This is a genomic window from Umezawaea sp. (genome assembly GCF_036375055.1).
Classification (GTDB): Bacteria; Actinomycetota; Actinomycetes; order Mycobacteriales; family Pseudonocardiaceae; genus Umezawaea.
Window position 1 is genome coordinate 1 of the sequence record NZ_DASUSQ010000023.1, and the last position, 18,352, is coordinate 18,352.

The 18,352-nt window shown below is 70.4% G+C and carries 16 protein-coding genes and 2 pseudogenes; 12 read left to right on the plus strand and 6 right to left on the minus strand.

The features are described from left to right. The first annotated feature begins 123 nt into the window (after positions 1-123). Positions 124-1,236 (plus strand): IS630 family transposase, encoded by a 1,113-nt coding sequence (locus tag VFZ92_RS07540; RefSeq protein ID WP_330875072.1) that lies wholly within the window; start codon positions 124-126, stop codon positions 1,234-1,236. Between the two features lie 153 nt (positions 1,237-1,389). Then, a complete protein-coding gene (locus tag VFZ92_RS07545; RefSeq protein ID WP_330875073.1) occupies positions 1,390-2,337 on the plus strand; it encodes a cold-shock protein in 948 nt (315 codons plus the stop codon). 92 nt (positions 2,338-2,429) lie between these two features. On the opposite strand, the pseudogene VFZ92_RS07550 reads toward VFZ92_RS07545, so the two are convergent. The 4 genes and pseudogenes from VFZ92_RS07550 to VFZ92_RS07565 all read right to left on the minus strand — a co-directional run. Then, a pseudogene (locus VFZ92_RS07550) lies at positions 2,430-3,225 on the minus strand (IS5 family transposase); the annotation flags it as partial. 70 nt (positions 3,226-3,295) lie between these two features. Further along, complete coding sequence (locus VFZ92_RS07555; protein ID WP_330875074.1) at positions 3,296-4,123, minus strand: MerR family transcriptional regulator; 828 nt, start codon at positions 4,121-4,123, stop codon at positions 3,296-3,298. 29 nt (positions 4,124-4,152) lie between these two features. Then, positions 4,153-4,965 carry an alpha/beta fold hydrolase gene (locus tag VFZ92_RS07560; RefSeq protein WP_330875075.1) on the minus strand — a complete coding sequence of 271 codons (813 nt, stop codon included), beginning with the start codon at positions 4,963-4,965 and terminating at the stop codon, positions 4,153-4,155. Positions 4,966-5,063: 98 nt separating this feature from the next. Next, a complete protein-coding gene (locus VFZ92_RS07565; RefSeq protein ID WP_330875076.1) occupies positions 5,064-5,552 on the minus strand; it encodes a hypothetical protein in 489 nt (162 codons plus the stop codon). Between the two features lie 203 nt (positions 5,553-5,755). On the opposite strand from VFZ92_RS07565, the pseudogene VFZ92_RS42440 reads away from it, so the two are divergent. After that, a pseudogene (locus VFZ92_RS42440) lies at positions 5,756-6,220 on the plus strand (type I-E CRISPR-associated protein Cas6/Cse3/CasE); the annotation flags it as partial. 158 nt (positions 6,221-6,378) lie between these two features. Here VFZ92_RS42440 and VFZ92_RS07575 read toward each other — a convergent pair. Together VFZ92_RS07575 and VFZ92_RS07580 are read right to left on the minus strand one after the other, a co-directional pair. Further along, positions 6,379-6,729 (minus strand): hypothetical protein, encoded by a 351-nt coding sequence (locus tag VFZ92_RS07575; RefSeq protein WP_330875078.1) that lies wholly within the window; start codon positions 6,727-6,729, stop codon positions 6,379-6,381. A 464-nt stretch (positions 6,730-7,193) separates the two neighbouring features. Further along, positions 7,194-7,376, minus strand: coding sequence for a hypothetical protein (locus VFZ92_RS07580; RefSeq protein WP_330875079.1), 183 nt, complete (start codon positions 7,374-7,376; stop codon positions 7,194-7,196). A gap of 558 nt (positions 7,377-7,934) precedes the next feature. Here VFZ92_RS07580 and VFZ92_RS07585 point away from each other — a divergent pair. The 9 genes from VFZ92_RS07585 to VFZ92_RS07625 all read left to right on the plus strand — a co-directional run bounded on the left by VFZ92_RS07585 (position 7,935) and on the right by VFZ92_RS07625 (position 18,348). After that, positions 7,935-9,341, plus strand: a complete 1,407-nt coding sequence (locus tag VFZ92_RS07585) for a hypothetical protein (RefSeq protein WP_330875080.1) — start codon at positions 7,935-7,937, stop codon at positions 9,339-9,341. Continuing rightward, positions 9,338-10,069 carry a class I SAM-dependent methyltransferase gene (locus VFZ92_RS07590; RefSeq protein ID WP_330875081.1) on the plus strand — a complete coding sequence of 244 codons (732 nt, stop codon included), beginning with the start codon at positions 9,338-9,340 and terminating at the stop codon, positions 10,067-10,069. The genes VFZ92_RS07585 and VFZ92_RS07590 overlap by 4 nt, the downstream gene beginning before the upstream one ends. After that, positions 10,066-11,358, plus strand: a complete 1,293-nt coding sequence (gene purB, locus VFZ92_RS07595) for an adenylosuccinate lyase (RefSeq protein WP_330875082.1) — start codon at positions 10,066-10,068, stop codon at positions 11,356-11,358. The genes VFZ92_RS07590 and purB overlap by 4 nt, the downstream gene beginning before the upstream one ends. After that, the gene (locus tag VFZ92_RS07600) at positions 11,345-11,752 is read left to right on the plus strand and encodes a GNAT family N-acetyltransferase (RefSeq protein ID WP_330875083.1); all 408 of its coding nucleotides are present in this window, start codon (positions 11,345-11,347) and stop codon (positions 11,750-11,752) included. Before purB ends, VFZ92_RS07600 begins: the two co-directional genes overlap by 14 nt. Then, on the plus strand, positions 11,749-12,459 hold the full coding sequence (locus VFZ92_RS07605; RefSeq protein ID WP_330875084.1) for a gamma-glutamyl-gamma-aminobutyrate hydrolase family protein: 711 nt from the start codon (positions 11,749-11,751) through the stop codon (positions 12,457-12,459). Before VFZ92_RS07600 ends, VFZ92_RS07605 begins: the two co-directional genes overlap by 4 nt. Beyond that, positions 12,453-13,682, plus strand: a complete 1,230-nt coding sequence (locus tag VFZ92_RS07610) for an MFS transporter (protein WP_330875085.1) — start codon at positions 12,453-12,455, stop codon at positions 13,680-13,682. The genes VFZ92_RS07605 and VFZ92_RS07610 overlap by 7 nt, the downstream gene beginning before the upstream one ends. Positions 13,683-13,755: 73 nt before the next feature. Further along, the gene (locus tag VFZ92_RS07615) at positions 13,756-15,477 is read left to right on the plus strand and encodes a hypothetical protein (RefSeq protein ID WP_330875086.1); all 1,722 of its coding nucleotides are present in this window, start codon (positions 13,756-13,758) and stop codon (positions 15,475-15,477) included. Further along, positions 15,470-16,840 (plus strand): amidase, encoded by a 1,371-nt coding sequence (locus VFZ92_RS07620; protein WP_330875087.1) that lies wholly within the window; start codon positions 15,470-15,472, stop codon positions 16,838-16,840. The genes VFZ92_RS07615 and VFZ92_RS07620 overlap by 8 nt, the downstream gene beginning before the upstream one ends. Continuing rightward, on the plus strand, positions 16,837-18,348 hold the full coding sequence (locus VFZ92_RS07625; RefSeq protein WP_330875088.1) for a glutamine synthetase family protein: 1,512 nt from the start codon (positions 16,837-16,839) through the stop codon (positions 18,346-18,348). Before VFZ92_RS07620 ends, VFZ92_RS07625 begins: the two co-directional genes overlap by 4 nt. The last annotated feature ends 4 nt before the right edge of the window (positions 18,349-18,352 follow it).

Consider the following 18,352-nt stretch of genomic DNA (forward strand, 5'->3'; position numbering starts at 1 on the left):
GCTAGTGCGTTGGCCACGAACGTTCACCGGGTTGGTGACACACCGGGCAAGGTCCTGGACCGCGGCCTGTGTTGATCTCACCCTCGACAGCGACGACACAGCTGTCGAGGGTGAGGAACACCGATGGCCGACCCGGTCGGAGCACGACGGTTAACCGAGGACGAAGGCCGCACACTTCTGCGGATCACTCGCCGCGGCAAGCACGAGTCGATCCGAGTGCGGCGGGCGACGATCATCATGGCCTCGGCCGCGGGGACCCCGGTACCCGCGATCGCCCGGCTGCTCGCCGCGCACGAGGACACCGTCCGCGACGTCATCCACGCCTTCAACGAACGAGGGCTGGCCGCCCTGGACCCTCGGTGGGCGGGAGGCCGTCCCCGCCTGATCAGCCACGATGACGAACTGTTCATCGTGGCGACGGCCACCACCCGGCCCACCAAGCTGGGCAAACCCTTCACCCGGTGGAGCGTGCGCAAGCTCGCCGACCACCTGACCCGCAACTCGGCCCGACGAATCAGGGTCGGCCGGGAACGACTCCGACAAATCCTGCGCGGCCACGGGATCACCTTCCAGCGCACCCGAACCTGGAAAGAGTCCACCGACCCGGACTTCGACGCGAAGCTGGACCGGATCGAACACGTCACGACCCGGTTCCCACAGCGGTGTTTCGCCTTCGACCAGTTCGGACCGCTGTCGATTCGCCCGCACCACGGATCCGGCTGGGCACCGCGCTCCAGGCCCGACCGGCTGCCCGCGACCTATCACCGCAGACATGGCATCCGCTACTTCCATGGCTGCTACTCGTTGGGGGACGATCAACTCTGGGGCGTGATGCGCCGCCGCAAAGGTGCTGATCACAGCCTTGCCGCTCTCAAGTCGATCAGAGCGGCAAGGCCGGACGGCGCACCGATCTACGTGATCATGGACAACCTGTCGGCGAACAAGACCCCGAAGATCCGTGCCTGGGCGACGCGCAACAACGTCGAGCTCTGCCTGACCCCGACCAACGCCTCCTGGGCCAACCCGATCGAGGCGCAATTCGGGCCACTGCGCACCTTCACGATGAGCAACTCCCACCACCCCAACCACACCGTGCTCGCCCGTGACACCCAGGCCTATCTGCGATGGCGCAACGCCAACGCCCGTCACCCCGACGTCCTGGCCGCCCAACGACGTGAACGAGCCCGCATCCGCAGCGAACGTCACCAGCGCTGGGGCCGACCACGAGCAGCCTGAACAACCCGGCGAACCTAAGTGGTCAACGCACTAGGTGAACCAACGGCCCGCCCCTGGCTCCGCACCGCCCGCCTTGTGGGCCCGGCCCGACGGACCGGAAGTCCGTCAGGGAGACTGGGGGCCAGTGCCCGCCCTCTCGACCTGGAGCCTTTGATGCCGCAAGGGACCGTCCGTTGGTTCGACGCCGAACGGGGTTTCGGCTTCCTCGCGCCCGAGGACGGCTCGCCGGACGTGTTCGTGCACGCCTCCGAGATCGTCGAGGACGGCGGCGCGAAAATGCTCCGCGAGGGTCAGGCCGTCGTGTTCGAGGTCGGCGAGAACGACCGCGGGCCCCAGGCGCTGCGCGTTCGCGTCACCGCCGATGCGGCCACCGGCAGCGCCGTGGGCCTGCTCGGCACCGTCAACTGGTACGAGCCGGGCAAGGGGTACGGCTTCGCGTCGCCGGACGGCGGCGGCGCCGACATCTTCGTGCACAGCTCCGCCATCGTGACCGGCGGCGTGGTCACCGAGGGGCAGCGGGTGGCCTTCCTGATCGTCGACGGCGAGCGCGGCCCGCAGGCCGGGCACGTGATCCCGCTGGGGGCAGGGGCAGGCTCACCCGCCGCGGCTGGTATCTCGGACGGTGCCGACGGCACGGTGGCCTGGTACGACGAGGACAAGGGCTTCGGCTTCATCAACCCCGACTCCGGCGCCGGGGACGTCTTCGTTCACGCCAAGGCCCTGGCCGAGGGGCTGACGTGGCTCGCGGAGGGCGACCGCGTCGCCTACGAGGTGGCTAGTGGAGACAAGGGCCCGCAGGCCCGCGACGTGCACCTGGTCCGGGGCGCCGAGCCCCGGACGGCGCCGCAGCGGTCGGCACCCGCCGCGGCCGCGGGGCCGGCCGCGCGGGGCGTGCCCGTACGAGGCGGCGAGGGCGTCGTCGCGCGCTACGACGGCGACCGCGGCTTCGGCTTCATCACCCCGGACGCAGGCGGCGCCGATCTCTTCGCCCACGTGTCCGTGATCATGGGGTCGGAGCCGCTGCAGAAGGGTGACCGGGTCCGGTACGCGGTGCGTCAGAGCGACCGGGGCCCGCAGGCCGACCGCATCGAACGCCTCTGACGAGGCGGCCCCACCGATGGCTGATCACTTCCCGACGAGAGTGCTCGTTCATCCCCGTCGATGGTGCCGTCGGCAACGCGGCTGCGGACGTTGATCACGGTGCAGGCCGGTGTGAGCAGCGCCGGCGTGGTGCGTTCGGTCCTGTCGTAGCGCAGCCCGAGGCGTGTGAACCGCAGCGGCCAGGAGATGGTGGGTTCGACGACCCAGCGGACCCGGTCGAGGCGGGACTCGCCCTCAATCCCGCGCCGGGCGATACGGACCTTGATACCGCGGCGGGTCAGGTGGCGGCGGCAGCGGCGGTAGTCGTAGCCCTTGTCGGCGTGCGGCTTGTCCGGTCGGCATCGTGGCCGGCCCGGCAGGCCGTGGTGGCCGCGCACGGTCGGGTTCGTGTCCAGCAGCGGCTCGAACAGCATGCTGTCGTGGGCGTTTGCCGCCGACAACACGCTGTGCGGCGGTAGCCCGTTCGCGTCGCGCAGAACGTGGTGCTTGGAGCCGGTTTACCCCGGTCAGCGGGGCTGCGGCCGGTCAGCTCGCCCCCCTTGTCGACCGCACCGACACCGCGTCGACGCAGCCCCTGGTCCAGTCGAGCTCGTCGATGTTGGACAGCTCGTCGAGCACGGGCTGGTGCGGCCGGTCCCACACGCCGGCGTCCTGCCACTCACGTAACCGCCGCCACGCGGTGTGCCCGGAACCGCGTCCGAGCTGCTCGGGTAGGTCTCGCCGGCGGCAGCCGGTGTCGAGCACGAACGAGATCCCCTCTGGCGCGGCACGGTCATCGATCCGGGGCCGCCCACCCGGACCGCGCGGTGCTGGTCGGGACGGGATCAGGGGTTCGATCAGCTCCCGGAGCCGGTCTTCGACCCGCCGCTGCTGCGTCGTCTTCGCCATGACCGCCCACGATCGACGACCAGGACCGGCAGGTTGCGCAGTGACACACCCTGGAGTTTTGAGACCAGGTCTAATGCGGGGGGCGTCGAAGGGTGGTGTCTTCCTTCCGTGTTCCGGCCGCACCCGGTGCCGGGTCCACGCGTTCGAGCTTCGTCCAGCCGGTCCAGCCGCGCGTCCTCAGCAGCTCGATCAGTCGACGAGCCGGCGGGGCGGTGTCGAAGGCCAGTGTGTCCATCAGTTTGGCGAACGGTGGCTCGACCTCGGTGTCGCCGACATAGTCCTCGTCCTGCTCGTCGGCCATCCACGTGATGTAGGTGGCCAGCTTGTCTGCCAGCTCGACCAGATCTGGATCGTCGTCGACTTGGTCCAGAGCCTGCCCCAGGGTGAGGTAGAAGTCGATGAGCGGTGGGTCGGCGATCTGCTCCCACTTGCGCGCCGCCCACTCCGGGACTCGCTCGGGTGAGTGCGCGGCCAGCAGGATCCAGCCGTCCCGTTCGACCTGGACGATCCGCTCGTCGACGCCGAGCGCCCGCAGCCGGTCGAGAACCTCGACCACCTCCGGGGGCAGCACCAGACTGTCCCCGGAGGCAAGGCGGGCGATCCGCTCGCGATGCCGCTGCCGCTGCCGGATCTCCGCCCGCAGCCGCTCGTCGATGTCGGTGACCGCCGCGGCGAACTCCTCCCCGTCGGCCTGGAGCAGCTCCCGCACCCTCGACAGCGGGACCCCGGCCTCGGCGAGGGTCCTGATCCTGATCAGCTCGACCACGGCACCGGCGTCGTACCTCCGGTAACCGGAGTGGTCCCGCTCGGGCTCCGGCAGCAGCCCCTTGGCGTGATAGTGCCGCACCGCGCGCACCGTCACCCCTGCGTACGACGCCAGCTCACCGATGGTCAGCATCGGTCCAGTGTCCTCAACCCTGGAGCTGGTCAGGATGCCGCCTGGCCGGCTGGCCTCCGTGTATCGCGAATCAGCCGGGCGATCTCCGGAGCGTGGGTGACGACGAGCCGGTGGTCGGCGTCGAGCCACGACGTGGAGACGTGCGGCCGTTCGCGGACGAGCCGCTCGATGCCGGCCCGCCAGTTCTGGTTGCGCCACTGCGCACGCCCTTCACCGCTGTTCCCGGCCATCGAGGTGGACATGATCATGCGTATCGGACGGTCGATCTTCCGGTACCGGTCGAGGATGCCGGAGCGCACCACTTCGATCTCGAGGTTCAGGTCGAGGAAGTCCTGAGGGGTCAGCAGCACCTGACGCGCGGTGCCCTCGGCCCGCTCGAACTCGTGCCGCAATCCCTCGGCCATCGCGCGAAACTCCGGCAGGTCGGCCTCGGTGATGAACGGTTCGGGCACCGGGTTCGCGCCGTCGATGAGGACGAGCTCGGCCACGGCGTCCGGATGCTCGGCGGCGTGGTGCACGGCCAGGTCCGCGCCCAGCGAGTGTCCCACAAGCACGGGCGCCGACGGCAGACCGCGGTTTCCCCACTCCGTCATCACGGCGTCGAAATCGCTGAGGAACGCCTCGAAGGTGTACCGGTCGGCGGGCGAGGAGAGGCCATGGCCCCTGAGGTCGAAGGTCACCACGTCGTAGTCGCGGCGTAGCAGCTCGATCAGCTCGTGCAGGTCGGCCTGTGTCGTGAGGAGCCCGGGACACAGGACCAGCAACTGTCCCCGGCCACCGCGAGAGACCCGGATCGTGACGCCGTTGTGGTGGACTTTGAAGTGACTGGCTTTCGTGGTCATGGCAACCATGCTGAGGGGTTGACCCTGCGTCAGGGTCAACCGGCGGGCAACAGGACCTCCGCGCACCTGCGGCCGCCGACCTCTGCCTCGGTGTGTGATCACGGCGCGGTGGGCTGTCGCGGTCGGTACGTGGTCATGTCGGTGACACCGCCGCGGGCGGCAAGTTCGTTGACGGGTCGGGTGTTCTCGACGGTGAGCCGCCGGATGTGTTCCTCGTAGAGCTCCACGTGCAGGCGCAGTTGTTCGTTCTCCTGCCGGAGCTTGGTGATCCGCTCGCGCAAGGCCTGCGCTGGTGTTGGTGTAGAGGGTGGTGCGGTAGTTCGGGTGGTGATCGCAGCACGGAACCGTTCGACGAGGGCTGGGTGATTGCGGTAGGGCGTGGGCCGTGTGGTGCCGGCCGTTTCGGCCCGCGCCCTGACGCTGGGTCGAGTGGTTCCGGCGTGTGCTTCGGCGATCAGCGTGTCGGCGATCGCTTGGAGCTGGGCTTCGGTGGGTTCCAGGAGTCGACTGATCTGTGTTCGCCGCTGCTGCAACCGGTCACGCACGTGGGGTGCGAGCGCGTCCCCGGTGGTGAGCGTGCTGTCCACTGTGGTCAGATCTTCCTGCCAGCGTCGCGGTCGTCGGTGGTGAGCGCGACGTTGCGACAGGCCAGTGGCTGGCAGTCGTCGAGCGAGGGGCCTTGGCGGGTGCCGTTGTGGCACAGGGCCCTGTTGGGTACTCACGCAGTCGGGTGCGGACTTCTGCGGCGGCCGGGCCGGCAAGGCGTTCGTGTTCGTGGCGGTCGACCGTCATGGCGAGGTCTTCGCCGCGAGCCAGGGCTTGTTCGGCTTCGACTTCGGCGCGGAACCCCGCGTTCGAGGTGCCGGCACAACCTTCGAACACCTGCACGCTGGACCCACATCGTCGAACAAGCCGGGTGGCCCGACGCCGAGGGCGAGCACGCCCTGGTCCGCGACTGCACTACGGCCAGGAGCGACCGTCACGCGGACTGCGGGTCGGACACCGCACCGTCGCCCACCAGATCGACTGGCTGCTGCGCCGCACCACCAAGTGGGGCTTCACCGTCCCCGCCTCCCGCACCGACACCGCAGCCCCTGGCATCACCGGCGCCGCTGGCGATTCCGCCCCGCACGAGGTGCGCGTTGCGGACACCACCGGCTACCGCGTTCAAAAGAAAGGCATGCGGCACCCCGTCACGATGCGCGCGGTCTCCTTCGAAGGACGCCTCACCATCACCGACCCGGAACTGCTCCGCACCGCGATGCTCACCGGCATCGGCCCCGACGAAGCCTACGGATGCGGACTGCTCTCCATAGGTTTTCAGGACTTGCCGTGCGTGGCCCTCAGCCATGATCAGGATGTGGTTGAGGAGTTCGCGTCGGATGGTGCGGATGACTCGTTCGCAGTGGGCGTTCATCCGGGGGCCCATGGCGCGCTTTTGAGCACGCGCAGGTCGTCGGCTTGGAAGACAGGGTCGAACGCGTGGCCGTACTTGCCGTCGCGGTCGCGGAGCAGGAATCGCAGGGACCCGATGTGGGTGCCGAGGTCGGTGGCGAGGTGTCTGGCTTGCTGGGCTGTCCATGCCTGGGTCGGGTGGGTGGTGACGCCGGTGATGTGCAGGCGTCGGGTGTGGTGTTCGAGAAGGGCCGGGGCGTGGAGGCGTGTGCCGAGCACGGTGTCGAGGTGCAGGAAGTCCGCGGCGATGATGCTCTCGGCTTGGGCGGTGAGGAATTCTCGCCAGGTCGGGCCGGTTGTCTCTGGCAAGCCGCAGCACGAGTGTCTTGACCGGTGCTCGTGTCGGTGGACGTCGGGTGCGTCGATGTGCGGTGTGGTCCCGCTTGCGGGCGATGAGCCTGCGGTGCCAGGCGAGCAGGGTGCTCGGCATGACTGGGAAGACCTCCCGCCAACGGCGTCGATCCACCAACCCGGACGAGGCGGCGAACCAGAACCGGTCCGCGGGTTCGTAGCGGATCGGACCCGTCAGCCGCCGTCGGGGTATCGCGTTCTCGTGCCGCAGCACGAGAAACTCGGCATCCTTGGCCGTCTCGGTGCTCAGCACCACCGACGGGACGGACAGCAGCTTCCTGGTCACCTTGTACAGCAGGGGGCACGATCAGGCCGTGCTCCCAGCACGGTGACACCGCCTGGCTCCACCAGCGGCGACCACTTTTCGAGCGGTACAGGCCGTTGGCATCAGGCATGCGGGTTGTGGTGATCCCGTACTCCGGTCACCGCCACTGCGTCGCCGGCCCGGCCTTCTCGCCATTGACCCACGCGCTGGCACTCAAGCCCTCCGCCTCCTGATCAGCGTGGTAGATGACCGGCAGGCAAGACTGCTGACGATCGTTGAGCCGTGCCCACCACGCGGCCCGCTGTTCGGCTTTGGTGGCCCGCTGCACCGCGGTGGCCATCGCTGGCTCCCCTCTCTGTCGTGCGGCGGTCGTGGGGGGTGCGGCCATCGATCTGCCTGGGGGTCGGCGGCGTACGGGACGCCGTCACGGCGGCGGCATCGGCATCGTCGAGGAACGCGTCCACGTCGTCCTGCCGCATACGCGTCCGCAGGCCGATTCGCCACCAGTTGGCCGGCGCCCTTATGGGCGCGATAGACATCGTGAATGAATGAACTTCGATTGGCCGCTTTCAGGTCGGTCGGCGAATGATAAAAGCCGGCGACCCGCCGACTGCCGGTCCATTTCCGGCACTGTCGCAGCGGTGGGGTCCGCGCGACTGACCTCGGGTGTTCTGGCTCAGCGCCGGACGGGTGCCCGCGTCGATCGGGGTCGCCGAAATCGACTTCCGTCGCCCTCTGTCACGTGGTTGGCGAGCCCTGCCTCAGTTGTACGCCAACTGGCTGACGTATTAACGGGAGATGTCCATTCATCATCGACAGGGTTCCACGCCGTGTATACGGTGGCCCTTGATAAGGCCCGACCGCCTGGGGGACGGCCCGTGTTCACGAATGGTTGGTCATGGGGGATTCCGCTGTGCGGTCGGCGACCGCGGTCGAACTGAGCGGCCTGTACGCCGCCTTGGCGCGGGAGGACCCGTCGTTCGACGCGGGTCTGCCCGCTGTCGTACTCGTCGGGACGCCTGCCGACGCGCTTGTGCGCAAACGGTTGCAGCACTTCGGGTTCAGCGTCCACACGCAGGATGGGCAGGCGCCCGGCGCCTACGTCCTCGGGGGCTCGCTGCACGGGACGTGCCTGACCGGCTCCGACTTCGTCGACGTGCTGGAGCGGGCCCGGCTGCGGGACTTCGCGGCCGACGTGGTGGACCAGCCGCGGTTCACCACCCTGCACAAGCCCGGTTCCGACTCGCGCGGGGTCGTCCAGTTCCACCTCGACGGCCGCGAGGTCGTGGCGAAGATCGGTGAGGCGGAGGCGATCGCGGGCGAGGTCGGGTTCGCCCGCGAGGTGAACGACCTGCTCGCCCGCGAGGGCAGGCGCGCGCTCTTCCCCGTGGTGCACGGACTCCGCGTCGAAGGTGGCCAGGCCGTCAGCCTCATGGAGGCGGGCGAGCCGATGCCCATCGCGCTCCTGTTCGCCGACGACGGGCGCACCACGCTCGCCGACGACGCCCTCGGTCGCCTGGAAGCGCACCTCGACCAGGTCTCTGCCTGGTACCGGCTCACCGTCGCGGACCGGCGGCCTACCGTCGCCGACTACCTCTACCGCGAGCGCTACCACGCGCTGCCCGTGGAACCCGCGTTCGTCTCCACGTTCCGCGCCCTGTTCGGGAACGCGGAACTGGACGACGTGCTCGACGCGCGGGTGCTCCTGCCCGGCGGTGTGGACCTGCCGTCCTACCGGGAGTCGGTGCGCGGGCTGGACGACATCGTGCCCGGCCTGCTGCCCGACCACGGCAGCGCGGTGCACGGCGACATCTACGCCGCGAACATGCTCCTGCGCGCCGACGGCAGCGCGGTGCTCATCGACCCCCGCACCGTGTGGGAGGGGCGGGACCGCCCGGACGTCGGGTACGGCGACCCGGTGTTCGACTTCTCCACGCTGCTGCACGGCGTGTTCCCGATGGCGGCGATCCTGCGGGCGGTCGAGACCGACACGACCGGCGACCTGTTCGGCGACCCGGTGCGGCCTGCGGCGGACGTGCTCGACCTGTCCTCGCTGCGCTTGCCCGTCGAGTTCCCGGATGCCGTGGAGAAGCTGAAAGCCGTGATGCTGCAAGGGCTGCCGCGTCCCGACGGGCACGCGCGCACCCGGCTGCTCATCGGCGCGGCCACGTCGCTCCTCGGGTGGCTCAAGTACGAGCGGTCACTGCGGACGCCGGAAGCCTGGCTGGCCACCTTCGGCTACGTCGCCTGGTACCTCGACCAGGCCAGGAAGTCGTGGGACGACAACGGGAGACAAGAGCTGTGACGGCACTGGACTACGACGACCTGGCCACCGAGTACGCCAAGCACCGGCGTCCCTACCCCGGCCTGGTCGAGCACATCGTCGAACGCGCGGGCGTGACGGCGGACTCCACCGTCGTGGAGGTGGGCTGCGGTACCGCGAACCACCTCGCCGCGGTGCGTCGCACCACGGGCGCGCGGTGCATCGGCGTGGAACCGTCGGCCGAGATGCGCAAGCAGGCCGCCGAGCACCCGGAGGAACTGGACCTGCGGGCGGGTCTCGCCGAGGAGCTGGACTTCCCGGCGAACAGCTTCGACCTGGTCATGTCGGTCGACATGATCCACTACGTGCGGGAGCCGCTTCGCTACTTCGAACGCGCGTTCCAGGCACTGAAGCCGGGTGGCCACTTCGTCACGGTCACCGACTCCGACTGGGCCATCCGCAACCGGATCCCGATGGCGAAGTACTTCCCCGCCACCATCGAGGTGGAGTTCGCGCGCTACCAGCCCGTTCCGGCTCTCGCGGGAGACCTCGCGCGCGCCGGGTTCATCGACCTCTACGAGCGGATGATCGAGAGCACCTATCCGCTGCACGAGGCCACCAAGTTCGAGGACAAGTCCCACTCCTGCTTGCACCTCATCGACGACGAGGCGTTCGCGACGGGCATCGTGGCCCTGCGCGCCGACTTGGCGAAGGGACCCATCGAGGCGAACCAGCGGAGCCTCGCGCTGTGGGGGCGGCGGCCGCTGTGATCGACCGGTACGCCCTCCCCGAGATGAAGGGGCTCTGGACCCCCGAGCGGAAGTACGCCTCGTGGGTCGAGGTCGAGGTCCTCGCGAGTGAGGCGCAGGTGCGGCTCGGCGTCGTGCCCGCCGAGGCGTTGCCCGCGATCCGCGCGGGCGAGGTGCCGGCGCCCGCTCGCGTCGAGGAGTTCGAACGCACCCGCGACCACGAGATCCTCGCGTTCCTGGCCGCGTACACCGAGACGATCGCCGACGGCCACGGCCGGTGGGTGCACCACGGCATGACCAGCTACGACCTCGTGGACACCGCGCTGGGCCGCACCCTGGCCGCCTCGTGCGACCTGGTGCTGGCCGAGGCCGTCCGGCTGCGGGCGGTGCTGGTCGGGCGGTCGAAGGAGCACTGGGACACGGTGTGCGTGGCCCGCACGCACGGCATCCACGCCGAGCCCACCACGTTCGGCCAGAAGTTGGCGTTGCACGCCTTCGCCGTCGACCGGAGCATCACCCGGCTGCGCGCCGCCCGCGCGGCGGTCGCCGTCGGCACGATCTCCGGCGCGGTCGGCACGTACTCCAGCATCGACCCGGCGGTCGAGCGGCACGTGTGCGACCGGCTCGGGTTGGGCGTGGAACCGGTGCCCAGCCAGGTCGTCGCCCGCGACCGGCACGCCGAGCTGATGTCGGCGCTGGCCCTGCTCGGCTCGGTCGTCGAGCAGATCGGCCTGGAACTCCGGCTGTTGCAGCGCACCGAGGTGCGCGAGGTCGAGGAACCGCGGACCAGCGAGTACCAGGGTTCCAGCGCCATGCCGCACAAGCGCAACCCGACGACGAGCGAGCGGATCAACGGTCTTGCCAGGCTGCTGCGTGCCTACGCCAACGCGGCCTACGAGAACGTGGCCCTGTGGCACGAACGCGACCTGGCGCACTCGTCGGTGGAGCGGGTGGCGTTCCCCGACGCGTTCACCATCGCGCACTACCAGGTGAGCAAGGCCGCGGACGTCATGGCGAACCTCACCGTCCACAGCGGACGGATGCGGGACAACCTCGAGGCCACTCACGGCCTGATCTACAGCTCCGAGGTGCTGCTGGACCTCGTCAACGCGGGCGAGGACCGGGACAGGGCCTACCGCGTGGTGCAGGCGGCCGCGCTGGAGTCGACCGAGACCGGGAAGCACCTCGCCGACACGCTGGCGGACCGGGGCGTCCCCACGACCGCCGCCCAGTTCCAGCCGGAACGGTTCCTCGGACGGCGGGACGTCCTTCGCGACAGAATGGAGAAGTTGCTAGATGTGGAAGTGTGAAGTCGTCCAGGGCGCCGACCTGGACGTGGCCGAGGTCGCTGCGCTCTACCACGCGTCGACCCTGGGGGAGCGCCGCCCGGTGCGGGACACCGAGCGCTTCCGGGACATGGTGCGCAACGCGAACCTCATCGTCGTGGCCCGTGTGGACGATCGACTCGTCGGTATCTCGCGGTGCGTCACCGACTGGTCGTACGCGACGTACCTGTCCGACCTGGCCGTGGACCAGGAGTTCCAGCACAAGGGGATTGGCCGCGACCTGATCGCGAAGACCAGGGAAGCCGCTCCCCGCGCCAAGATCGTGCTGCTGTCCGCGCCCGCCTCCGTGGAGTACTACCCCCACATCGGGTTCAAGCAGCACAACTCGGCCTGGGTGATGGATCCACTGACCCCATGACCACGAGCAGAGCGCCCCGGATCGGTGTCACCACGTACCAGGAGAACGCGTCCTGGCGTGGCTGGAACCGCAGTGCCTCCCTGGTGCCCAGGGACTTCCTCACCCCGCTGGCCGACGCGGGAGCGTTGCCGCTGATGGTGCCGCCCGACGGCGGACCGGCCGAGGCGGCGGACCTGGTCGCGTGGCTCGACGGGCTGCTGCTCGTCGGGGGTCCCGACGTGGACCCGGCCCGCTACGGCGCGGAGCGGGAGGAGCGCACCAGCGGCGTGGAGCCGAAGCGGGACGAGTGGGAGTTGGCGCTGCTCGCCGCCGCCATCGACGCCGGGCTGCCGGTGCTGGGCGTGTGCCGGGGCATGCAGCTGCTCAACGTGGTCCGGGGCGGCACCCTGCGCCAGGACATCGCCGCGACCGACCACCAGCCCGAGGGCAGCAGGTTCGGCACGGTGGCGGTGGACATGGTCGAGGACTTGCTGCCGGGCTCGGTGATCGGCCCGTCCACGACGGTCGCGTGCTACCACCACCAGGCGGTCGACGTGCTCGGGGCCGGTCTCGTGGCCACCGGGCGCAGCGCGGACGGCATGGTGGAGAGCCTCCAGCTCGTCGACCACGAGTTCGTGATCGGCGTGCAGTGGCACCCGGAGGTGGGCGGGGCGCAGTCGCTGTTCAAAGCCTTCGTGGTGGCGGCCGCCGGGCGGATCCCGTGCTGAGCGGCGTGCTGCCGCGCAGCCACCGCGGGCGGGTGCTGGCCGCAGGGGCGTTGCTCGACGCCGTCGCGACCGGCCTGTACCAGGCGGTGGCGACGCTGTACTTCGTCCAGCACGTGGGCATTCCCGCCGCGTCGGTCGGCCTCGCGCTCACGCTGGCCAACACGTGCGGCTTGCTCGTGCCGATGCCGATCGCCCGGCTCACCCGCCGGATCGGGGTGACCAAGGTCTACGTCGCGCTGCTGGTGCTGCGCGGCCTCGGCATGGCCGGCTACGTCCTGGTCGACGGCTACTGGCGCTACCTGCTGGTCACCGCGTTCTTCACCGCCGCGAGCCGAGCGGCGCTGCCGCTGCTGCAGGTGCTCGTGGGGCAGATGGAGGGCGAGGGTGACCGGACCCGCACGATGGCGTCGATGCGGACGGTGAACAACATCGGCCTCGCCACCGGCTTCTTCTTCGCCGCGGGTGTCCAGCTCTTCCACTCCCGCACGGCGTACCAGGTGCTGTTCGTGGTCGGTGGCATCGCTTTCGTCCTCGTTTCGTTCGTCACCGTCGCGGCGACGCGGGGGATCGAGGGGCGCGACGCCGCCGTGCCGGACAAGGCGAAGCGGCCCAAGACGGTCTATCGGGACGGCCGGTTCATGGTCGTCGCGGTCGCGAACGCGGCCCTGATGCTGCACGACAGCATGTTGTTCATCCTCATCCCGCTGTGGGTGGTGCAGCGAGCGGGCCTCTCGCCCACCGCCAGTTCGGTGCTGCTGATGCTCAACACCGCGATCACGGTGCTCATCCAGGTGCGCCTGGCCGCGTACGGCAAGGGTTTCGGCGGTGCGCTGCGGCTGCTCCGATGGTCGGTGGTGGCGCTGGGCATCGCCTCGCTGTTCCTCGGATCGGCGGGCGGCGGCGGGGACACCTGGGTGCTGATCGGCCTCCTCGCTGGGGCGGTCGTGCTCCTGACCGTGGGCGAGAACCTGCACTCGATCGCCGGGTGGGAGCTGTCGTTCCTGCTGTCGGCCCCCGAACAGCGCGCCCAGTACCTCAGCCTGTTCAGCCTCGGCTACACCGGCCAGCTCATCGTCGGCCCGGTGCTGATGACCTCCGTCGTGCTGCCCTGGGGCATGCCGGGTCTGTTGTTGATGATCCTCGTCTTCGTGCTCGCCGCGATTGCCACCTCGATCGCGGTGCGCGGTCACACGGCGGTCCGCGAAGCGGAAATGCGCGCGTGAGCACGCGGACCGGGTTCGTCTTGTCCCATCTGTCGCTCGTCAACGGACCGGCTTCCCCTGATCAATCCGGTGGATGCCAGCCACGGGAAGGGGAACTGTGGTCTCGCTCAAGTCCGAAGGATTCACCGAACTGGTCGCCGACGTCGCGCGAGTCGCGCGGTCGTCACGAGACGTCGCCGTGGTCACGAAGATCGCCCTGACCCTGGACGGCCGCCTCGGCGAGGACATCGGGTCCGCGGCGCTCACCGCCGCGGACCAGGTGCTGGTGGAGTTGCTGCGCTGTCCGGGGATCCACCTGAACACCGCCGCCCCCGACACCGACGACCGACTGTTCCTCACCCGCACCGGCAGGCTCGCCGTGCGGCTCGACGGGGCCGAGGGGCCCGACGACGCGTTCCCGCTCGGCGGGGTGAGGTGGGGCGACGTCGACCCCGCCCACGTGAAGGCGCGGGCGCGGGCCGAGCACGACCGGACCGCGCGGGCCGTCCTCGCGCTGCACGCTGAACTGGTCGCGGAGCCGGAGGCCGACGTCCACGCCCGGTTGGCGCGGATCGAGCACGCCGTGGTGCACATGGCTCCCGTGCTGATCTACGTCGACGAGCACGTCTACACCAACCTGACCAAGGCCGGCACGCTGCCGGGGAAGTCGCTGTCCGCGAGCCATCCCCGGTCGCTGCTCAACCGCCTGCGCGCGACCCCGGTCGCGGACTGGAACCCGGTGGACGCCTGCTTCGTGGCGTGCGCCGACGTCCTGCTGATGTCCGGGCCGCCGGTGCGCCTGGAGGAGTTCAACGGGACCCAACTCGACCCGGACACCCTGCGCAACTTCCTGGTCGAGCGCATCGGCACCTACGGAGGAGGGGCGCTGCCGGGGGGAACGAGCCTGCGGCAGCTGGAGGAACTCGCCGCCCGGTGCGCCGAGCTGCGCAAGCAGACCGTCGGCGGTGGCGAGTCGACGCCCTACCGCGTGATCAACGGGCTGAACCTGCACAAGTCCGAGCACCTGCTGCCGACCCCGGCGGTGCTCGGCGACGCGCCGGAGGCCGTCATGGGCCGATTAGCGGAACTCCTCGGGGTCGACTCGCCCGTCGACACCCGGATCGCCGACCTGGCCCCGCTGTTCGCCGACCTGGCCGGGCGACTCGTCGACGCGGCCGCGCCGGACGGGTTCACCACGGCGTTCGAAGCGGTCCTGCACGCGTTCGTGACCACCGCCGCCGAGGCGTTCGACGCCGACGTGGCGATGAGCAGGGGACCGGAGACCTTCGACCCGCTGCGCGTCGAGCACGAGGTGGACCCGCTCGGGCTGGGCACCGGGGACTTCTACTGCTGCGTCGCGCCCCGGCAGGCGTTCGTGGAGCGGTTCCGCGAATTCACGCCGGGCCTGACGCGGGCGCTGTCCGCCTACAGCGCCCGGATGCGGTTCAACACCTGGCACTACCTGCCCTCGACGCTGGGCATCGTGGAACGCGAGCCCGGTCGGGACGACTGGTTCTTCGCGCCGACCATGCCGGACGTGGCGTCATGGTCCGACCAGCACCACACCGGGCACGTGGCGTTCGGCGTCCGGTACGCCATCCGCGTGCCGTTCGGCATCGAGTACGACGGCCGCGCGATGCCTGGTCTCTACGACTTGCGGCTCATGCGCACGTCCCTGCCCGCGTTCACGGTGGCGGAGCTGCGCGGGGCCATCGCCACGGCCCTGCTGCTCAAGCAGCTGTACCAGGCGATGTCCGTGCACGACCCGAAGGTCGTGGACTTCGGCAAGAGTTGGTACGAGAGGTTCCATGGCTGACCTGCGCTACGCGGGCGCGGCCCAACTGCGCGCCCACTACTCGAACAGGGAAGTGTCCCCGACCGAGCACGTCCGCTCGACGCTCGACCTGCTGGAGCGAGCACAATCGGAGCTGCACGCGTTCACCACCGTCACCGCGGACCTGGCCTTGGCGCAGGCCGCCGAGGCGGAGCGGCTGATCCTCGCGCACGGCCAGGAGGCCTGGCACGGCCGTCCGCTGCTGGGCGTCCCGGTGTCGGTCAAGGACCTGACGCCGACCGCGGGGGTGCGCACGACCCGCGGGTCGCTGCTGTGCGCCGACTGGGTGCCGGACCGGGACGCGCCCGCCGTGGCGCGGCTCCGCGCCGCGGGTGCGGCGCTGCTCGGCAAGACGACCACCTCGGAGTTCGGCTGGAGCGCGGGAACCGTCAACCGGGTCACCGGGTCCGTGGCGAACCCGTGGGACCGCACCCGCAGCGCGGGAGGGTCCAGTGGCGGCGCCGCGGCAGCCACGGCGGCCGGGATCGGCGTCGCGGCACTGGGCACCGACGGCGCGGGCTCGATCCGGATTCCCGCGGCGTTCTGCGGGGTGGTCGGCTACAAGCCGACGTTCGGCCACGTGCCCTACGTGCCGCTGAGCCCCGAGGGCTTGTCGCACCTCGGCCCGCTGGCCCGTGACGTGGCCACCGCGCGGCTGGTCGCCGAGGTGATCGCCGGACCGCACCCGGACGACCCGCTGTCGGTGGTCCGCCCGCCCCGGCGTCCCGCGCCGGACCGCGTGCGGGTCGCGTGGCTGCGCTGGCCCGGCGAAACCGGCGGGTCCGCCGAGGTGGAGTCGATCGCGAGGGACGCGGCGGCCGAACTCGGCGACGTCGTCGAGGTCGACCTGCCGTTCACCGACCCGTACCCGCACCTGGTGACCATCCTCGCCGCGTTCGACGCGGGCCAGCGGCCCGAGGACGACGCGCTGTCCGACCCGTTCCGGCTACGCGTGGTCGAGCACGGGCGGCGCCTGGGGGCCGCCGACCTCGCGCACGCGCTGACCGAGCGGCAGCGGCTCGTCCAGCACGTCGACGCGCTGATGGAGCGCTTCGACGTGCTCGCCTCGCCCACCGCGTGGATCGAGCCGTTCGCGGTCGACCGGTGGCGGCCCGACACCGGCGCCGACCTCGACTGGCTGGCGTGGTGCCGCGCCGCGTACCCGTTCAACCTCACCGGCCAGCCCGCGGTCTCCGTCCCGGCGGGCTTCACCGCGGCCGGACTCCCCGTCGGGCTGCACCTCGCGGGCAGGCGACACGAGGACGACCTCGTGCTGGACCTCGCCGAACGGATCGAGAACGCCCGCCCGTGGCACCAGCAGTACCTTGGAGAGGATCAATGGTGAACAGCGACAGCTACCTCGCGCAAGCGGCGGGGCAGACGGACTTCGTCGCCCGGCACGGGTTGTGGGACGACGAGAAGCACGCCGCGGCCGCCGCGCTGGAGGCGCAGCTGGACTCGGTGGACTTCGTGCGGGTCGTGTACGGCGACCCGCACGGCGTCGCGCGCTCCAAGACCGTGAGCACGGAGGTGTTCCGCACCATCCTGCGCAACGGCATGGACTTCAGCCCCGGCCCGTTCGTCTTCGACACCGGGCACGCGGTCGCCGTCGACTTCTTCGCCGAGGGCGGCGGAATCGGCATCCCGGAGCTGACCGGGGCGGGCGACTTCATCGTGGTGCCGGACCCGCGCACCTTCCGCGTCCTGCCGCACACCGGCCGCCCCACGGGATGGGTGATCGGCGACGAACACCTCCGCGACGGATCGCCGCACCCGCTGTCGAGCCGGGCCGTGCTCAAGCGCCAGTGCGAGCTGCTCGCCGCCCGCGGCATGAGCTACGTGGTCGGGTTGGAGGTCGAGTGGTACCTCACCCGACTGACCACGCAGCCACTCCCGCCGCCCGGAGGGTTCGGCGTCCAGGGCGCGCCGCCCGCGGTGGAGCACGTCAACGGCGGCTACCAGTTCAACTCCGACTCGCTGCTCGACGCCGTCATGCCGGTGATCGACCCCGTGCTCGACGCCCTGCTGGCGCTGGGCCTGCCACTGCGGACCGTCGAGCACGAGTCGGGACCGGGGCAGCTGGAGTTCACCTTCAGCCCGATGGACGGCCTCGACGCCGCCGACGCGATGCTGCTGTTCCGCACCATCACCAAGCAGGTGCTGGCCCGCAACGGCTACCACGCGTCGTTCATGGCGCTGCCCGGCCTGCCGGGGTTCGACCCCAGCGGCTGGCACCTGCACCAGTCGCTCGCCGACCGCGAGACCGGCCGCAACCTGTTCGTCGCCGAGCCCGGCGCGGACGTGCTGTCGGAGCTCGGGATGTCCTACCTCGGCGGGCTGCTGGAGCACGCCTCCGCGGCGAGCCTGCTGTGCGTGCCGACGATCAACGGCTACCGCCGCATGCGGACCGGGTTCAGCCTGTCACCCGACCGGATCGTCTGGTCGACCGAGAACCGGGGGGCGTTCCTCCGGGTGCTGGGGGCGAACGGCGACCCCGGCAGCCACGTGGAGAACCGCACCGGCGAGCCGTCGGCCAACCCGTACCTGTACCTGGCGAGCCAGCTCAGCGCGGGGATGGACGGCGTGGACCAGCAGCTCAAACCGGGGCTGCCCGCGGGTGACCCGCACGGCACGACGTCGCTGCCACTGCCCACGACGCTCGTCGAGGCGCTGGAGGGCTTCACGGCGAGTGATCATTACCGCGTTACGCTGGGCGGGGCCCTGCACGAGGCGTTGCGGCTGATGAAGGTCAGCGAGCAGGCCAGGTACGACGAGTGGCGCACCGGAGGCGGTGCGGTACGGGACGACGAGGTCACCGAATGGGAGCACAGTGAGTACTTCGCCACTTACTAGCGGC